This is a genomic window from Methylobacterium sp. GC_Met_2 (genome assembly GCF_026540795.1).
GTDB lineage: Bacteria > Pseudomonadota > Alphaproteobacteria > Rhizobiales > Beijerinckiaceae > Methylobacterium.
Window position 1 is genome coordinate 1 of sequence record NZ_JALNUM010000017.1, and the last position, 16,833, is coordinate 16,833.

Here is a 16,833-nt window from a genome sequence, read left to right on the forward strand (position 1 = left end):
CGCCCCGGCGGTTCCGCTGGCGCGCGCAGATCCACCGCGTCACCCATGCCGAGGGGCCGGAGCGGGTCTCCGCCGAGTGGTGGCACGCGCCTGGGAACGACCGGGACTATTACCGCGTCGAGTGCGAGGCCGGGCACCGGCTCTGGCTCTACCGCGACGGGCCGCACGCCCCCGACCGCCCGGCCGCGTGGTACGTCCACGGGCTGTTCGCGTGAGCGGCCCCGCCTACGCCGAACTCGCCGTCACCACGAACTTCTCCTTCCTGCACGGCGCCTCGCACCCGCAGGAATTCGTCGTGCAGGCGGCGTCCTACGGCCTCGAGGCCCTCGGCATCGCCGACCGCAACACCGTGGCCGGCGTGGTGCGGGCTCATGCGGCGGCGCTGGCGCTGGAGGGCACCCCGATCCGGATCCTGCCCGGCGTGCGCCTTGTCACCGAGGAGGGGTTCGAGGCCGTCACCTACCCGATGAACCGGGATGCCTGGGGGCGCCTGTGCCGGCTGCTGACCCTCGGCAACCGGCGGGTCCGAAAGGGGGAGTGCTGCTTCTCCTTCGCCGAGATGCTGGAGGCCGCCGAGGGGCAGATGTTCATTGCCATGCCGCCGGCAAGGCGCCTGCCGGACGGGTTCCGGGCGCGGCTGGAGGCGCTGGCCGCCGCCGCCCCGGGGCGGACCTTCCTCGGGGCGAGCCACACCCGCCGCGGCGACGAGCGGCGGCGTCTCGGGCTCCTGGCCGAGTTGGGCGCAGCCTCCGGCGCCCCGATGGTCGCGGTCTCGGACGCGCTCTACCACCACCCCGAGCGGCGCCAGCTGCAGGACGTGGTCACCTGCATCCGGGAGGGCTGCCGGATCGGGGAGGCCGGCTACCGCTTGGAGGCCAATGCCGAGCGCCACCTGAAGCCCCCCGCCGAGATGGCAGCGCTCTTTGCCGACCATCCAGGGGCGTTGGCCCGCACCGTCGAGATCGCGCAGGCCTGCGACTTCTGCCTGTCGCAACTGCACTACGAATATCCCGACGAGCCGGTGCCCCCCGGCCGCACGCCGCAGGACTATTTGGCGGAAAAGACCTTCGAGCGGGCGCGCTGGCGCTACGGCGGCGAGGTTCCGGCCGCCGTCGAGGCGACGCTGAACGACGAACTGCGGCTCATCGCCAAGATGGACTATGCCCGCTACTTCCTGACCCTGTTCGACGTGGTCGAATTCGCTCGCAGCAAGGGCATCCTCTGCCAGGGGCGTGGCTCGGCGGCGAATTCCGCCGTGTGCTTCTGCCTCGGCATCACCGCGGTGGACCCGTCCAAGCACCGGCTGCTCTTCGCCCGCTTCATCTCGGAGAACCGTGGCGAGCCCCCCGACATCGACGTCGATTTCGAGCACGAGCGCCGCGAGGAGGTGATCCAGCACCTCTACGCCCGCTACGGCCGGGAGCGCGCCGCCCTCTGCGCCACGGTGATCCATTACCGCCCCCGCATGGCGATCCGCGAGGTCGGCAAGGTCTTGGGCCTGACCGAGGACGTGACGGCGGCGATCGCCGACACGGTCTGGGGCTCCTGGGGCACCGGCATGCCGGACCAGCATGTGCGCGAAGCCGGCCTCGATCCCGCCAACCCCGCGATCCGGCAGGCGCTCGATCTCGCCCACCAGCTGATCGGCTTCCCCCGCCACCTGTCGCAGCATGTCGGCGGCTTCGTGCTGACCCGGGGCCGCCTCGACGAGACCGTACCGGTGGGCAACGGCGCCATGGCGGACCGCACCTTCATCGAGTGGGACAAGGACGACATCGACGCGATCGGCCTGATGAAGGTCGACGTGCTGGCGCTCGGCATGCTGACCTGCCTCAAGCGCGGCCTCGATTTTTTGGGACAGGACCATGGCGAGGTCTACGAGACTCTGGCCGACCTGCCGCAGGACGATGCCGCCACCTACGCGATGCTGGCCAAGGCCGATTCCGTCGGCGTGTTCCAGGTCGAGAGCCGGGCGCAGATGTCGATGCTGCCGCGCCTCAAGCCGAAGGAATTCTACGACCTCGTGGTGCAGGTGGCGATCGTGCGCCCCGGCCCGATCCAGGGCGACATGGTCCATCCCTACCTGCGGCGGCGCTCGGGAGCGGAGCCGGTGGTCTATCCCTCGCCCGATCCCGCTCACGGCGACCCCGACGAGCTGAAGGCCGTCCTGAAGAAGACCTACGGCGTGCCGCTGTTCCAGGAACACGCCATGCAGATCGCCATCACGGCGGCGGGCTTCACCCCGGCGGAGGCCGATGGGTTGCGTCGGGCGATGGCGACCTTCCGGCATGTCGGCACGATCGGGGGATTTGAAGAAAAGTTCGTCGGCGGCATGACCCGCCGGGGCTACTCGAAGGATTTCGCCGAGCGCTGTTTCGCGCAGATCCGGGGCTTCTCGACCTACGGTTTCCCGGAGAGCCACGCGGCGAGCTTCGCGCTCCTCGTCTACGCCTCGGCCTGGATGAAGTGCCGGCACCCGGATGTCTTCCTAGCGGCGATCCTCAACGCCCAACCGATGGGCTTCTACCAGCCGGCCCAGCTGGTGCGCGACGCCCGCGCCCATGGGGTCGAGGTGCGGGGCGTCTGCGTCAACGCCAGCGACTGGGACTGCACCCTGGAGCCCTGCGGCGATCCTAAGATGCACGCGGTGCGGATTGGCCTGCGCGTCGTGCGCGGCCTGCCCGAGGCCGCGATGCGCCGGCTCGTACGGCTGCGCGCCAACGGCTATGCCAGCATCGAAGGCTTGCAGGCGTCCCTCGCCCTGCCCCGCAACACCCTGGAGCGGCTGGCCGAGGCGGATGCGTTCCGGTCGCTGGGTCTCGACCGGCGCGCCGCCCTGTGGATGGTCCGTACCCTGGAGGGGACATCATCCCGCAAGGCCGCCAAGGCCGACGGCTCAGAGCGCCGCGCCCATCTCCTCGATGCGCCGCTGCCGCTCTTCGCCTGGCACGCCGATGACGGCCTGTTCCGGCACGAGCCGGCGGTGGAACTGCCGGCTCTGGCCCCGTCCGAGGCGGTGGCCGAGGATTATGCCGCCACCGGCCTCTCGCTTCAGGGGCACCCGGTCGCTTTCTTCCGGGGGCGACTCGCCCGGATCGGCGCGATTTCGGCTCGGGCCCATCTCGATCCCGCCCTGTCCCAGGGGGCGCGGGTCACGGTGGCGGGTCTTGTGCTGATCCGCCAGCGGCCGGGAACCGCCAAGGGCGTGGTGTTCCTGACCCTGGAGGACGAGACCGGCATCGCCAACGTGATCGTCTGGAAGGCCCTGTTCGAGGCCAACCGCCGGGCCGCCATGCAGGCCCGGTTCCTCGCCGTGCGCGGCCGGATCCAGCGGGCGGACGGGGTGGTCCACCTCGTAGCCGAGGGCTTTCGCGATCTCACGGCATCGCTGCGTGACCTGCGCGAGGCCGGGATGCGGCTGCCGCCCGAGACCACGGATTTCGCCGTGGCGTCGGACCGACGGGCCTATCCCAGCCGGGATTTCCATTGAGGCCGACAGCGCCGGGCGCGGGTGAAGCAACTCTAGGGACATTGCCCCGGCCAGGTCACTCGAACCCTGTCTCCCGGGCTTTGTCCGCACCCGGGCGGGCGGCTGAACCCCTCAAGGTGCGGCGTTCTGTCTACCGAAATATGGACCTTCCGCGCATTGGCCCCGAACCGATCCCATGACTAGGTGGTTAAGCTCGCGATTGCGGAAGCGCAGCCACGACCCGATTGCCGGAGGTGACGAACGCCGGGCAGAAGAGAGCAGGCTCGATGGAACAGCCCGACGCTTGGCATCAGACGGACCGGCTCGACGCCGAGCAGGGCAAGGGCGATCCCTTCGCCGCCGCGGTCCGCGCCACGCGGATGCCGATGATCATCACCAATCCGCGGCTTCCCGACAACCCGATCGTCTTCGCCAACGACGCCTTCCTGCGGATGACCGGCTATCGCCGGGACGAGGTCATGGGCCGCAACTGCCGTTTTCTTCAGGGCAAGGAGACCGATCGCGGCGTCATCGCGCTGATCCGCGAGGCGGTCCAGGCCCGCACCGACATCGCGATCGACATCCTGAACTATCGCAAGGATGGGGTACCCTTCTGGAACGCGCTCTATCTGAGCCCGGTCGCCAACGAGGCCGGCGAGGTGCTGTTCTTCTTCGCCTCGCAGCTTGACGTCTCCGACCGGGTGGACGCGCATCTGCGGGTCCAGCAGGAGAAGGACCGGTTCGAGGCGGAGGTCTCCAAACGCACCCGCGACCTGACCGAGGCACTGGCCACGCAGACCATGCTGGTCCATGAGGTCGATCACCGGGTCAAGAACAACCTGCAGATGATCGCGGCGCTGCTGTCCATGCAGACCCGGGCGATCACCGACCCGGCCGCCCGCACCGCCATGCAGGCGATGCTGACCCGGGTCGAGGCCTTGGGCACGGTCCATCGGCGGCTCTACCAGTCCAACAACGTCGAGCGGTTCGACGTGGCCGAGTTCGCACGCGACCTCGCCACCGACCTTGTCCGCGGCTCGGGCGACCGAATCCGCCTGCACCTCGATTTGGAGGCCGTGGAGATCCCGGTCGCCAAGGCGCCGCCCGTGGCGCTGATGATGAACGAATTGATTACCAACGCCCTCAAGCACGCTTTCCCGAACGACCGCCCGGGTCGGCTCTCCGTGACGGTGGCGCCGGACGAGGCCTACTTCACCATCAAGATCGCCGATGACGGCGTCGGCATGCCCCTCCAGGTGATGGAGCAGCGCTCCTTTGGGAAGCGTCTGATCGGCACGCTTTGCCGCCAGCTCAGCGCCAGCATCGCCTGGATGACCAACGATCCCGGCACGATCGTCAGTATACGCCTGCCGCGCGAGATGGCTGGCGGTCTGGAGGCTGCGTGACCGAGCCGCTCAAGATCCTCGTCGTCGAGGATGAAGCCCTCATCCTGATGCAGATCGAGATGATGCTGGAGGAGGCGGGCCACTGCGTCGTAGGCACGGCCATGACCGCCCGGGAGGCTATCGCCCTCGTGTACGAGATCCGACCGGAACTGGTTCTCATCGACCTGCGCCTCGGCGACGGCTCCTCGGGCCTCGACGTGGCGCAGGCCGTGCACGACCTCGGCGGCATCACGGCCGCATTCATGACCGCCAACGCCCAGGCGCTCAGCGACGACATGGCGGGGGCCACGGCGGTGATCGCCAAGCCGTTCACCGGCACGGTGCTCCAAGAGTCCCTGACCTATCTGGAGGATTGCGTCCGCCGTCCGCCGCCGACCGCAAACGTGCCGCCGGGGATGCGCGTCGCCAAGGCGTGGCTCGCGAATTTTGCCCGGATGCGGGCCGATTCGACCCCTCGACAGGGGCCGCGCCGCGGCTAGAGTGCGGTCATGCCGAGCTTTACCGTGACGCGCCTTCTGGCCGCCCTGGCCTGCCTGCCGCTGCTCGCGGCGTCAGCCCGGGCCGATACCTGCGACGACCTTGCCCGGCAGATCGCGGGGGCGATCGACGGCAAGGTCGGCAAGCGCGCTGGCCCCAGCATCGACATCCGCCTCGCCGGGCCGATCAAGTTCGACGTGACCTGCCGGGCCGAGCCGATCGTGCAGGCGACCTCGGCCGAGCCCGCCCCCTCGGCGACCTTCTTCCGCGACCTGTCGGTGGCCTCCGAGATCCTGATCGGAGAAGCGGCCGCCACGGTCGAGCCGATCATCGCCAACGCCTACCGGACGTCCCTGTCGGAGCGGCGCAAGTCGTTCATCCAGCAGAACGGCTGGTCGGCCTCCTGCTACACCGACCCTGGCAGCACTACGATGCGCACCCTGTGCTCGGTGGGGCGCATCCCGCCGGGATAGGGCGCCCTTGACCGAGCGAGTGGCCGGCGGGATTCTCCGCATCTGTCGAGTCGGCCCGGGCTTTCCCATGACGATTCTCGAGACCCAGCCCGTCCACAGGACCGATCCCCACCGGGGGTTCTGGGACTTCATCGAGACGCGTCCCGAATGAGGAGAAGTGGGAACTCATCCAGTGTATGGTCCCGGATGTCGCGGTCATCGATGCGGCCACCATCGAGCCCGACCAGAACGTCGTCGACGGCTGTTATCTGGCCGCCGAGATCCGCGCTTCGAGCGACCACCGGAAGTTCCCCGGCACGCGCCAGACGAAGATTGACGTCAAGCGCGCAGGCTACGAGACCTTGCCGCACTGTCGGGCCGTACTCCTGATCGAACAGAAGAGCCCTGCACTGACCCTGTCGGTGCGAATCGGCGAGACCTGGACCCGCACCCGCCTGACCGGGGATGACCGGCTGGTTCTCTCCGGTTTCGGCATCGACTGCGCGGTGGCCGATCTCTACGCCCGCACGCCCATGGCGCGGCGCTGATCAATACTCGATGACGTCTTCCAGCGCGTAGTGCTTCACGGTCTTCCGGTTGGCGATCAGCTCGTCCACCGTGGGCTCGCCCTTGAGCGCGCGGGCGATGGCGAGCTTCGTCGCCTCGTAGTTGGTCCGGTAGAGGTCCTTCTGGTCGAGGTCGTCGTCCTCGGCGCAGCGCGGGTCGAGCCAGATCATGATGATCATGCACAACTCGTCGAGCCCGTCCTTCGGCAGCACGCCCTCGATGATGCAATCTACGATCGCGTCGCCGGTGGCGGCCTGGACCACGCCGCCGAGCAGCTCGACATACTCGGCCGTGTGGATGGTGGCCTTGGTGGTCATCATCGTGGCCGGGCGCACGAGCTGGTTGAGGTCGCGGACCACGAACATGCGGGTGTGGCCCTGCACTTGCCCCATCATCGACGCGAAGGCCTGACCCACCGGACCGCGGACGGAGCCGATCAGCACCTCCGGCATCGCGTCGGTGTACTGGCCCTCGGCCGCCAGCACCGTGGCCTCGCCCGTACGGAACCAGATCTCTTGCATGTGTCGACTCCACCGTCTCGGAAGACCCGGGGGAGACCTCATCGGGCCGCGCGCGTCAATCGCCTCAAAGCAGGCCGACCGCGTCGAGCACACCGACCAGCGCGAAGGCGATGGTGACGCCCGAGACGACGTAGACCACCCACTTGTAGGCGCCCTCGACACGCTTGCCCTCCGGCAGGGCGCGGGTGGCGAGCAGGATCAGGAAGCCGAGCGCGAGTGGCAGAAGTAGGGCGTTCATCACTTCCACGGCGATGTTGAGCGCAACCAGATTCGGCACGAGCTGGACAGCTACCGCGCCGGCCGCCACCACCAGCGCGAAGGCGCCGTAGAAGGCCGGCGCCTCCCGGGGCGATTGCTCTAGGGAGTGCGGCTTTCCCATCACGTCGCCGAAACCCCAGGCCAGCGCGAGGGCGACCACGTTCAGCGCCACGAAGGCCGCCGCGATGATCCCGACCCCGAACACCACCTGCCCGAGCCACGGCCCCAGCGCGGGCGTGAAGGCGCCCGCGAGGTCGCCCACGGTCTGCAGGCCCTCCTTGGTCCCCTGCCCGGCCTTGCCGATCGTGGCGGCGGCCGCGATCAGGATCGCCCCCATCACGCATTGCGAGATCACCGCTCCCACGAGGGTGTCGATCCGCGAGTTGCGCGCGTGGTCCCAGCCGAGGCCTTTGTCGACGATCGCCGATTGCTGGTAGAATATCATCCACGGCATGATCACCGCTCCAATATTGGCGGCGATCAGCACCCGGTACTGACCGTCGCCGAGCGGTATGTGGGCAAAAGACGTGGCGATCTCGCCCAGGTTCGGCCGCGCCGCGATGGCGAGGCCGATGAAGACCAGCTCGAACAGGCCGACCGCCAGAGCCACGACCTCGACGCGCCGGTAGCCGCCGGTGAAGACGAGCCCGAGGAGCAGAAGGGCCGGCAATCCGAGGCTCACGAGCCGCGGTACCCCGAACAGGTCGCCGATCCCCGCAATGCCGGAGAATTCCGTGACGATGGCGCCGATCCCGGCGACCACGAGGCCACCATAGGAGATCCAGGCCCAGACCGGCCCGTAACGCGCGCGGATCAGCTCGCCATGGCCACGCCCCGTGGCGGTGCCGAGCCGGACCGTCAGCTCCTGGACGACGTACAGGATCGGGATCAGCAGGATCTGCAGGAGCAGCAGCGAGTAGCCCCAGCGGGCGCCGCTCTGGGCCGCCGTAATCAGGCTTCCGACATCCGTGTCGGCAAGCATCACGACGAGTCCGGGGCCTGCGGTCTTGAGGAACGCGTTCAGGCGAGGCAGGGAGGCGCTGGGCACGGCTCGGGAACAGCCCCGGGCCAGGGCGGTTCCGGCGGACGCCTGCGGCGTTTTCCCGACACGCGGGAGGAGTATGCGATGGCACAGAGCACGGATCGGGGCTCGGGCTGGAGCCTTCAGGCGAGCGCCGTGCCCGATGGGGTGCGGCTGGAACTCGCCCTGTCCGATCTCGGCGGCGGGCCGGTTACCGCGGCCATCGTGCTGGACCGGGCCGAGGCCCGCGCCTTCGCGCGTGCCCTCCTGGCGGCAGCCGGCGACGCGACCGAACGCACCTTCCCGAAGCCGGGGACCTGAGCGGGCGGGCTCAGCGTTGGGCTGCACCCGGGTTGCGGCCCGGCAGACGCGGCACCACCGTTCCGCGCCGCTCGACCGGCGCGTCGCAGGCGTAGGCGAACTCCGATTTCAGGGAATCGAACACGGTCTCGCCGGTGATCCGGCAATCCTCGCGCACGGTCTCGTCGAGATAGGCGCGGGCGGCCGTGCGGAAGCGCGTCACCCGGGTCGCGCCCGGCTCCGGATCGATGCGGACTTCACTCAGGTTGCAGCCGGCATATTCGCGCAGGGCGTTGGATACGACCAGCATCCGGCGCAGCTGCCGGTTGTCGTAGACCTCGTAGGGTTCCTTGCAGCCGATCGTGACCACCTGCGGCGTGAGCGCCACGTAGTTCCGGGAGATGTAGGCGAACCCGGTGGTGCAGCCGGCAAGCGCCGAACCCAGGATCAGGGCGCCGAGGGAGAGCCGGAGGGGCCCTGGAGCCGCGCGCTTTCGCATCCTCGTCATCCCAAGCCCGATATCGCCCCGCTGCGCTCCCCGGCGAGGCGCAAGGTGCATTGAAACGGCTCCGCTTGCGCCGTCAATGCGTTTGTGGTTCGCATCGCCCGCGCCGGGCGCTCACAGCCCCCTGGCGTCCGGCCCCACCGCGTCGCACGAGTTCGGCATGTCCCGGTTCCGGACTAGGAGGCCTGACCGGCACGAAGGAGTGTGGCAACTTCGGTGCGGCTGGCCGTAGGCGCACCGCGTTCGAACCGGCCGCGGATCGACACGATCGCCGATCGACCCGACAGCGTGGCCATAACGTGCTTGCAGAACACTTGCGGAACGTTTAACCTGTTCGCGATTTGTTTCAGAGGCCGCCTCGGGGCGGTCCGCAAAGCCGCGAGGCCCCCGTCGATGCTCACGCGCAAGCAGCTTGACCTCCTGCGGTTCATCCAGAGCCGCGTTCAGGAATGCGGCGTTCCCCCCTCCTTCGACGAGATGAAGGATGCGCTCGATCTCAAGTCGAAATCGGGCATCCACCGGCTGATCACGGCCTTGGAGGAGCGCGGCTTCCTGCGCCGGCTGCCGAATCGGGCGCGCGCCATCGAGGTGATCCGCATCCCCGAAAGCATGGCGCAGGCGGCGGCACCCACTCCGGAGCCGCGCCGCTTCACCCCGAGCGTGGTTGAGGGCGGAAAGTCCCGACAGCCGGCGACGCCTCCCATGCAGGCGAGCGCACGGATGATCGACGATTCCGGCCGGGCCATCTCGATCCCCGTCATGGGTCGGATCGCGGCCGGGACGCCGGTCTCGGCGATCCAGAACCAGAGCCATGCCATCACGCTCTCGCCGGACTTCCTCGCGGGCGGCGAGCACTACGCCCTGGAGGTGCGCGGCGATTCGATGGTCGAAGCAGGGATCCTCGACGGCGACCTCGTGGTGATCCGCAAGCAGGACACCGCCAATACCGGCGACATCATCGTGGCGCTGATCGACGACGAGGAGGCGACGCTCAAGCGCCTGCGCCGCCGCGGCTCTTCGATCGCCCTGGAGGCTGCCAACCCAGCCTACGAAACGCGCGTTCTGGGCCCCGATCGGGTCCAGATCCAGGGGCGGCTGGTGAGCCTCGTTCGCCGCTACTGAAGGGGTTCGGCGGGGGCGTCGATCGCGACGTCCGCCGCCGGGGCCTGCAGCGTTTCGGGCTGCGCCATGCCGCCGGCCGCCGCGATGGGGGGATCCGCCGTCGGTTCGAGATTCGTATGGGCAGGCCTCGGACGCCAGGGGGCGGACCGGTCGTCACCGTGGGCGCTGCGTACGGTAAACCCGTTTCCAACAGCACGCAGAGCGACGGCCCCGTGCGTGGCCAGCACCCGGCGGTCGATCACCAGAGGCCCCGCGCAGGTCGGCGGCGCCATGAGGCTCGTGATCAGCACCGTGGCCCGGGCGCAATCCTCTGGGAAGGCGCGCCGGTCGCGGACCAGGGCGACGGCCCGTCCGTCCGGGAGAAGCGCGGTACAGCCGAGCCGGTCGCAGCGACCGCCGGGCGCCGCGCCGGAGCTGCGGTCGAGCCGCCGCCCGTCGCCATCCGCCTTCAGCCATTGCTCCAGCACGAAGCCCGAAGGGCTGCCGAGGATCGCGAGCTGTCCATCCGGGCCACGGACCGCGGCACCCCAGCCCTGCCGGTCGACATAGAGATCGTGGTGCTCCGGGTGGACCATCAGGCCGAGACCGAGCAGGATGGGCGGCAGGGCAAACCAGCGGATCTGCGAAACCGGTAGCGTCGCCAGGAGCAGCGCTGTCGTGAGGGCGGCGAGAGCCCCGGTGCCGAAGGCTGGCACCACCACGCTGGCCCGCTCGAACCCGGCGATCCAATGCGAGATCGCCAGCATACCGCCCACCGCCTGCCCCATCAGCCACCAGACCGGCCGGTCGAGGGCGAAGGGATAGGCAAGGCACCCGATCACGGCCGAGGGCATCACCACCAGCGAGACGAGCGGCAGGGTCAGCGCGTTACCGATAAGGCCGAAGGGCTGGACCGTCTGGAAATGGTAGGTGGCGAAGGGGGCGGTGGCGATCTGCGCCACCAGGGTCGTGGCCAGGGTGCCGACGATCCCCGAGAGGCCGGTCCCGACGAGCCGTCCGATTCGCCCCGCCCCGGGCCGCACGAACAGGCGCCCGTCGATCAACCGCGCACAGGCGATCAACCCGGCCACCGCGCCGAACGACATCTGGAAGCTCGGGCCGAGCAGCCCTTCCGGTTCGCGGGCCAGGGCGATCAGGGCGGCCACTGCGAGGTTGCGCATCGACAGGGCGGGTCGGTCCGCGAGGATCGCGCCCAGCATGATCAGGGTCATGATCAGCGAGCGCTCGGCGGCGATGTCCCAGCCCGAGAAGGCGCAATAGCCGCTCACCCCCACCATGGCGAAGCCGGCCGCGATCTTCTTGATCGGCCAGAACACGGCGCAGTGGGGGATCAATGCGAGGAAAGCCCGCACCAGCCAGAACACCACGCCAGCGGCCAGTACCATGTGGAGGCCCGAGATCGAGACCACGTGGTAGATGCCGGCGGCGCGCAGGGCATCGTTGCTGGCCGGGCCGATCAGCCCACGCTTGCCGGTCACCAGGGCGGCCGCCACCGCCCCCGCCTGGCCGCCCTCGGCCTCGGCGATCCGGCGGGTCAGGACGTTGCGGGCCTCGTCCAGCATCGCGGCGAGACGCAGGCGCAGGGGCGGCGGTTCCGTGGGGGCTCGGATTTTGACGGCGCCGACGAGCGAGCCAACCGCGCCGATCCCCTGAAAATACGCGTCCCGGGCGAAGTCGTAGCCGCCGGGCCGGGCCGCCTCCGGAGGCGGCAGGAGGCGCGCAGTCGCCGCGATGGTTTCGCCCGGCCGCGGGATCGGCGTCTTGCGGAACGAGACGCGCACCCGGGCCGGCCGCACCTCCGGGCCGAGCCCGGCAAAGCTGTCCACCCGGATCACCAGCCGGGCGCCGACCTCGCGCTCGTCGAGTGCCTCGATCGTCCCGGTGAGCGGCCCGATCGTGGTCCGTGTCAGGATCGGCGCGGCCACCTGCGCGACACGCCAGGTCGCCGCCGCGAAGCCGAGGAACGCGAACCCCGCGGCGAGCGCCAGCGCCATCGCCACCGGCCGCGCCCCCAGGAACGGCACAGGCGCGAGTGCCAGTGCGGCCCCGATCAGCGGGGCAGCCAGGACGGGCGTACCGTCCGCGACCCCGAAATACAGCAGGATCCCGGCCCCGAAGGCGACCGCCAGCCAGGGGAACAGGCGGCGCTGCTCGGCCTCCTGGGCAAGGCCCTCGGCCACCCAATGCCGGAAAGCCGGAAGCGCGGGCGCACGCGGGGCGGCGAGCACAAGGGCGCCCCCCGTCAGCCTCGCGCCGATCCGCCGCATTGCCCCTGCCTCGATCCGCGCGACCTGTCGTCGGCGGCCGGGTGATTCCCCGGGCGATTCTTAACGCATCCGCGGCCCCGTGCTACAGGCGCCGCTTCGTGCTACGGGCGCCCTTTCGAGCCTGCCCGTGTCGCGCTCACCGTCTCGCGCTTCCCGCCTCGCCCCCGAACATACCGGACCGATGTCCTCAGCCGTCGTCACGCGCTTCGCCCCCTCGCCCACCGGCTACCTGCATATCGGCGGGGCTCGCACGGCGCTGTTCAACTGGCTCTATGCCCGCCACACGGGCGGCCGGATGCTGCTGCGCATCGAGGACACCGATCGGGAGCGCTCGACCAAGGGCGCGATCGACGCGATTCTCGACGGGCTCACTTGGCTGGGCCTCGACTGGGACGGCGACGTGGTGTTCCAGTTCGCCCGCGCCGAGCGCCATCGCGCCGTGGCCGAGGAGTTGCTGGCCGCGGGGCGCGCCTATCATTGCTACGCCACCGCCGAGGAACTCACGCAGATGCGGGACAGCGCCCGTGCCGAGGGGCGGGCCCCGCGCTACGACGGCCGCTGGCGCGACCGCGATCCGTCCGACGCGCCCGCCGGTGTCAAGCCGGTGATCCGTCTGCGCGCGCCCGCCGAGGGTGAGACCGTGGTGGAGGACGCCGTCCAGGGTCGGGTGACCTGGGCCAACAAGGATCTCGACGATCTCGTCCTGCTGCGCTCGGACGGAAACCCGACTTACATGCTCGCCGTGGTAGTCGACGACCACGACATGGGCGTCACCCAGGTGATCCGCGGCGACGACCACCTCACCAATGCCGCCCGCCAGGCCCAGATCTTCTCGGCGCTCGGCTGGGACATCCCCAAGATGGCCCATATCCCGCTGATCCACGGGGCGGACGGGGCCAAGCTCTCGAAACGCCACGGGGCGCTCGGCGTCGAGGCCTATCGCGACCTCGGCTACCTGCCGGCGGCGCTCCGCAACTACCTCGTGCGGCTCGGCTGGAGCCATGGCGACCAGGAGGTGTTCTCCACCGAGGAGATGATCGCGGCCTTCGATCTCGGCTCGGTGGGGCGTTCCGCGGCCCGGTTCGACTTCGCCAAGCTCGCCAACCTCAACGGCCTCTACATCCGCGGCAGCGCCGATGCCGACCTCGTCGCGGCGATCGAGACGATCCTGCCGCAGGTCGGGCCCGAGCGCGGCCTGTCGGCGCCGCTGCCGCCGGATCTCAAGGACAAGCTCACCCTGGCCATGCCGGGGCTGAAGGAGCGGGCCAAGACCCTGATCGAACTCCTCGACAGCGCCTACTACCTCTACGCCCAGCGCCCGTTGGGGCTCGACGACAAGGCCCGCGCGCTTCTCTCCGATGAGGGCCGTGCGCGCCTCGCTGGCGTGAAGCCGGCCTTGGAGGCGCTCCCCGCGTGGAGCGCGGCCTCGACCGAGGGCGCGGTGCGCCAGTACGCGGAGGAAGCGGGCTGCAAGCTCGGTCAGGTGGCCCAGCCCCTGCGGGCGGCGCTCACCGGCCGCACCACCTCCCCGCCCCTGTTCGACGTGATGGCGGTGCTCGGTCGGGACGAGACCCTGGCTCGCCTCGGCGATCAGACGCCGCAGGACTGACGCCGGCCGGGAACCGCGGGCTACGGCCTGGATTTCGCATGGTGCGATTCGTTTGACGAATTCGCTTGGCGTCGGGGTTGGGTTGTCACCGACCCCGTTGCTGCTGCAGTGCCGTTTGGGTAACCCATGCCAGTGAGCACCCGCAGCATAACGCGGTGTGCTTGAGGCCCCCGGGGCCGATTCGGCACAGCCCGGGTCCGGCATCCGCCACGTCGCCAGAGAAGGGTCCACGATCCATGAGCGCACCCAGCACCATCACCGTGGATGGCAAGTCGATCGAATTGCCGGTGAAAACCGGCACGATCGGGCCGGACGTCATCGATATCGGCAAGCTCTACGCCCAGACCGGCGCCTTCACCTTCGATCCGGGCTTCACCTCGACGGCGAGCTGCGAATCAAAGATCACCTACATCGACGGCGACGAGGGCGTGCTGCTCTACCGCGGCTACCCGATCGAGCAGCTCGCCGAGAAGGGCGACTTCCTCGAGACCTGCTACCTGATGCTGTTCGGCGCCCTGCCGACCGCCGGCCAGCGGGCCGATTTCGAGTATCGGGTCACGCGCCACACCATGGTGCACGACCAGATGAACCGGTTCTTCACCGGCTTCCGCCGCGACGCGCACCCGATGGCCGTGATGGTGGCCTCGGTCGGCGCCCTCTCGGCCTTCTACCACGACTCGACCGACATTACGGACGAGAGCCAGCGGCTGATCGCGTCGATCCGCATGATCGCCAAGATGCCGACGCTCGCCGCGATGGCCTACAAGTACTCGATCGGCCAGCCCTTCGTGTATCCGAAAAACGACCTCGACTACACCTCGAACTTCCTGCGGATGTGTTACGCAGTTCCGTGTGAAGAGTATGAGGTCAACCCGGTCTTCGCCAAGGCGCTCGACAAGATCTTCATCCTGCATGCCGACCACGAGCAGAACGCCTCGACCTCGACGGTGCGTCTCGCCGGCTCCTCGGGTGCCAACCCGTTCGCCTGTATCGCGGCCGGCGTCGCCTGCCTGTGGGGGCCGGCCCATGGCGGTGCCAACGAGGCCGCGCTCAAGATGCTGATGGAGATCGGCACGCCGGAGAACGTCGGCAAGTACGTTGCCAAGGCCAAGGACAAGAACGACCCGTTCCGGCTGATGGGCTTCGGCCACCGGGTCTACAAGAACTATGATCCGCGCGCCCGGATCATGCAGAGCACCACCCATCAGGTGCTGAAGGAGCTCGGCAAGACCGACGATCCGCTGCTCCACGTCGCCCTGGAGCTGGAGCAGATCGCGCTCAAGGACGAGTACTTCATCGAGAAGAAGCTCTACCCGAACATCGATTTCTACTCCGGCATCACCCTCAAGGCGATGGGCTTCCCGACCGACATGTTCACGGTGCTGTTCGCGGTGGCCCGCACGGTCGGCTGGATCGCCCAGTGGGCCGAGATGATCGAGGATCCGTCGCAGAAGATCGGCCGCCCGCGCCAGCTCTACGTGGGTCCGGCCCAGCGCGACTACGTGGCGGTCGATCAGCGCAGCTGAGGCGGGACCTGTCGCGGGACGCAACCAGCGGGGCGGCCGAGAGGCCGCCCTTCGTATTTGCAGAGGCGAACGCGCTCCGCCTGTCCTATCGACCGCCCTACGACTGGGCGGCGATCCGCGCGTTCCTGGCCAAGCGGGTGATCCCGGGCGTCGAGACGACGGATCCCGCGGCGGCCTACGCGCGCACGATCAGCGTCGCGGGGCGGCACGGGCTCCTGAGGGTGGCGCCCGGCGAGGAGGGCCTGCACGTCGCGCTGCGCGGCGTCGAGGCCGGGCACGCAGAATCTGTCGGCGGGCGCCTGCGCCGCCTGTTCGACTGCGACGCCGATCCCGGCGCCATCGCGACCTGCCTCGCCGAGGATCCGGTCCTGGCCCCGCTCGTCGCCGCGCGGCCGGGATTGCGCCTGCCGGGGGCGTGGGACCCGTTCGAGACCGGCTGTCGTGCGATCCTCGGCCAGCAGGTGTCGGTGGCGGCCGCGATTGGGCTCGCCGGCAAGTTGGTGGCGGCGTTCGGCACACCGCTCGCGGAGCCGATGGGCGGCCTGACCCACGTCTTTCCCGCGCCGGCGGATCTGGTCGAGGCGGATGTCGCCCTGGCGCTCAACATGCCGCGGGCCCGTGGCGCGGCGATCCGGGCGCTGGCCGCGGCGGCGCTGGCCGACCCGGACCTGTTCGCCCCGGCCGAGTCCCTGGAGGCCGCGGTGCTCCGCTTCACGGCGATCCGCGGGGTCGGTCCCTGGACGGCGCAGTATATCGCCATGCGGGTGCTCAAGCTGCCCGACGCCCTGCCGGTGGGCGATGTCGGGCTGTTGCGGGCGCTGAAGACCGGCACCGGGCGGCCGAGTCCGGCGGAGCTCCTGGCCCGGGCGGAGGCGTGGCGCCCGTTTCGGGCCTACGCGGCACAGCACCTCTGGGCGGCCGACGAGGCGACCGTGAAGGGGTGGTGAGGCGGCCGGCAGGCTCATAGTCCGCGTCGCCGGTATCGGCTAAGCTTGCGGCCGGCCGGGGGCTCTGGTTCGATGTCGGAAGCGGAGAGCGAAGCGCGCGACACGCTCGTGGCGATCGAGCGGATCACGTTCTCGGCGACCTACGTCAACGGCCTCGCTGTCGCGATCTTCGCCGTCGGCGGTTTCGCGCCGTTCGTCTCGACCGCCCTTTCGGATCGTCCGCACTTCGCGCCCGTGCTCATCGCCATGGTGGTTTGCTGGATCATGAGTGGCGCCATGCATTGGGCCGTGAGGTACGCATTGCGGAACCTCCGGCCATGACGACAGCCCAGCTTCTCCTCCTGCTCACGGTTCCGATCGGCGGCGGCGTGCTGGCCTTCGGTGCG

Annotated in this window: 16 protein-coding genes; 12 read left to right on the forward strand and 4 right to left on the reverse strand. The window is 69.6% G+C overall.

The annotated features are described in order from the left end of the window. The 6 genes from OXS49_RS08695 to OXS49_RS08720 all read left to right on the forward strand — a co-directional run. A partial coding sequence (locus tag OXS49_RS08695; RefSeq protein WP_346016939.1) for a DUF6504 family protein occupies positions 1–215 on the forward strand: 215 nt, incomplete at its 5' end. Further along, positions 212–3,490: an error-prone DNA polymerase gene (locus OXS49_RS08700; RefSeq protein ID WP_267423553.1), complete on the forward strand. Its 3,279-nt coding sequence runs from the start codon at positions 212–214 to the stop codon at positions 3,488–3,490. The genes OXS49_RS08695 and OXS49_RS08700, both read left to right, overlap by 4 nt. A gap of 266 nt (positions 3,491–3,756) precedes the next feature. Then, positions 3,757–4,875: a histidine kinase dimerization/phosphoacceptor domain -containing protein gene (locus OXS49_RS08705; RefSeq protein ID WP_267423554.1), complete on the forward strand. Its 1,119-nt coding sequence runs from the start codon at positions 3,757–3,759 to the stop codon at positions 4,873–4,875. Then, positions 4,872–5,354, forward strand: a complete 483-nt coding sequence (locus OXS49_RS08710) for a response regulator (protein ID WP_244006504.1) — start codon at positions 4,872–4,874, stop codon at positions 5,352–5,354. Before OXS49_RS08705 ends, OXS49_RS08710 begins: the two co-directional genes overlap by 4 nt. A 9-nt stretch (positions 5,355–5,363) precedes the next feature. After that, a complete protein-coding gene (locus OXS49_RS08715; protein ID WP_267423555.1) occupies positions 5,364–5,825 on the forward strand; it encodes a hypothetical protein in 462 nt (153 codons plus the stop codon). A gap of 176 nt (positions 5,826–6,001) precedes the next feature. Then, positions 6,002–6,352, forward strand: coding sequence for a hypothetical protein (locus OXS49_RS08720; protein ID WP_267423556.1), 351 nt, complete (start codon positions 6,002–6,004; stop codon positions 6,350–6,352). On the opposite strand, the gene fae is transcribed toward OXS49_RS08720, so the two are convergent. Then, on the reverse strand, positions 6,353–6,892 hold the full coding sequence (gene fae / locus OXS49_RS08725; protein WP_244006507.1) for a formaldehyde-activating enzyme: 540 nt from the start codon (positions 6,890–6,892) through the stop codon (positions 6,353–6,355). Positions 6,893–6,956: 64 nt separating this feature from the next. Continuing rightward, complete coding sequence (locus tag OXS49_RS08730) at positions 6,957–8,198, reverse strand: divalent metal cation transporter (protein WP_244006508.1); 1,242 nt, start codon at positions 8,196–8,198, stop codon at positions 6,957–6,959. A gap of 78 nt (positions 8,199–8,276) precedes the next feature. On the opposite strand from OXS49_RS08730, the gene OXS49_RS08735 reads away from it, so the two are divergent. Then, the gene (locus tag OXS49_RS08735; protein WP_244006509.1) at positions 8,277–8,492 is read left to right on the forward strand and encodes a hypothetical protein; all 216 of its coding nucleotides are present in this window, start codon (positions 8,277–8,279) and stop codon (positions 8,490–8,492) included. Positions 8,493–8,502: 10 nt separating this feature from the next. Here the strand turns inward: OXS49_RS08735 and OXS49_RS08740 are convergent, their stop codons facing one another. Further along, the gene (locus OXS49_RS08740; RefSeq protein ID WP_267423557.1) at positions 8,503–8,970 is read right to left on the reverse strand and encodes a hypothetical protein; all 468 of its coding nucleotides are present in this window, start codon (positions 8,968–8,970) and stop codon (positions 8,503–8,505) included. 399 nt (positions 8,971–9,369) lie between these two features. Here OXS49_RS08740 and lexA point away from each other — a divergent pair, with 399 nt between their 5' ends. Then, positions 9,370–10,098, forward strand: a complete 729-nt coding sequence (lexA, locus tag OXS49_RS08745; protein WP_244006544.1) for a transcriptional repressor LexA — start codon at positions 9,370–9,372, stop codon at positions 10,096–10,098. On the opposite strand, the gene OXS49_RS08750 is transcribed toward lexA, so the two are convergent. Further along, a complete protein-coding gene (locus tag OXS49_RS08750) occupies positions 10,092–12,365 on the reverse strand; it encodes a ComEC/Rec2 family competence protein (protein ID WP_267423558.1) in 2,274 nt (757 codons plus the stop codon). The genes lexA and OXS49_RS08750 overlap by 7 nt on opposite strands. Before the next feature lie 181 nt (positions 12,366–12,546). Between OXS49_RS08750 and gltX the strand changes: the two genes are divergently transcribed. The 4 genes from gltX to OXS49_RS08770 all read left to right on the forward strand — a co-directional run bounded on the left by gltX (position 12,547) and on the right by OXS49_RS08770 (position 16,768). Then, a complete protein-coding gene (gene gltX / locus OXS49_RS08755; RefSeq protein WP_267423559.1) occupies positions 12,547–13,974 on the forward strand; it encodes a glutamate--tRNA ligase in 1,428 nt (475 codons plus the stop codon). A gap of 236 nt (positions 13,975–14,210) precedes the next feature. Continuing rightward, positions 14,211–15,500, forward strand: a complete 1,290-nt coding sequence (gltA, locus tag OXS49_RS08760) for a citrate synthase (protein ID WP_244006590.1) — start codon at positions 14,211–14,213, stop codon at positions 15,498–15,500. Between the two features lie 80 nt (positions 15,501–15,580). After that, a complete protein-coding gene (locus OXS49_RS08765) occupies positions 15,581–16,447 on the forward strand; it encodes an AlkA N-terminal domain-containing protein (protein WP_267423653.1) in 867 nt (288 codons plus the stop codon). Positions 16,448–16,519: 72 nt separating this feature from the next. Next, on the forward strand, positions 16,520–16,768 hold the full coding sequence (locus OXS49_RS08770; RefSeq protein ID WP_267423560.1) for an amino acid transporter protein: 249 nt from the start codon (positions 16,520–16,522) through the stop codon (positions 16,766–16,768). Positions 16,769–16,833: the final 65 nt, after the last annotated feature.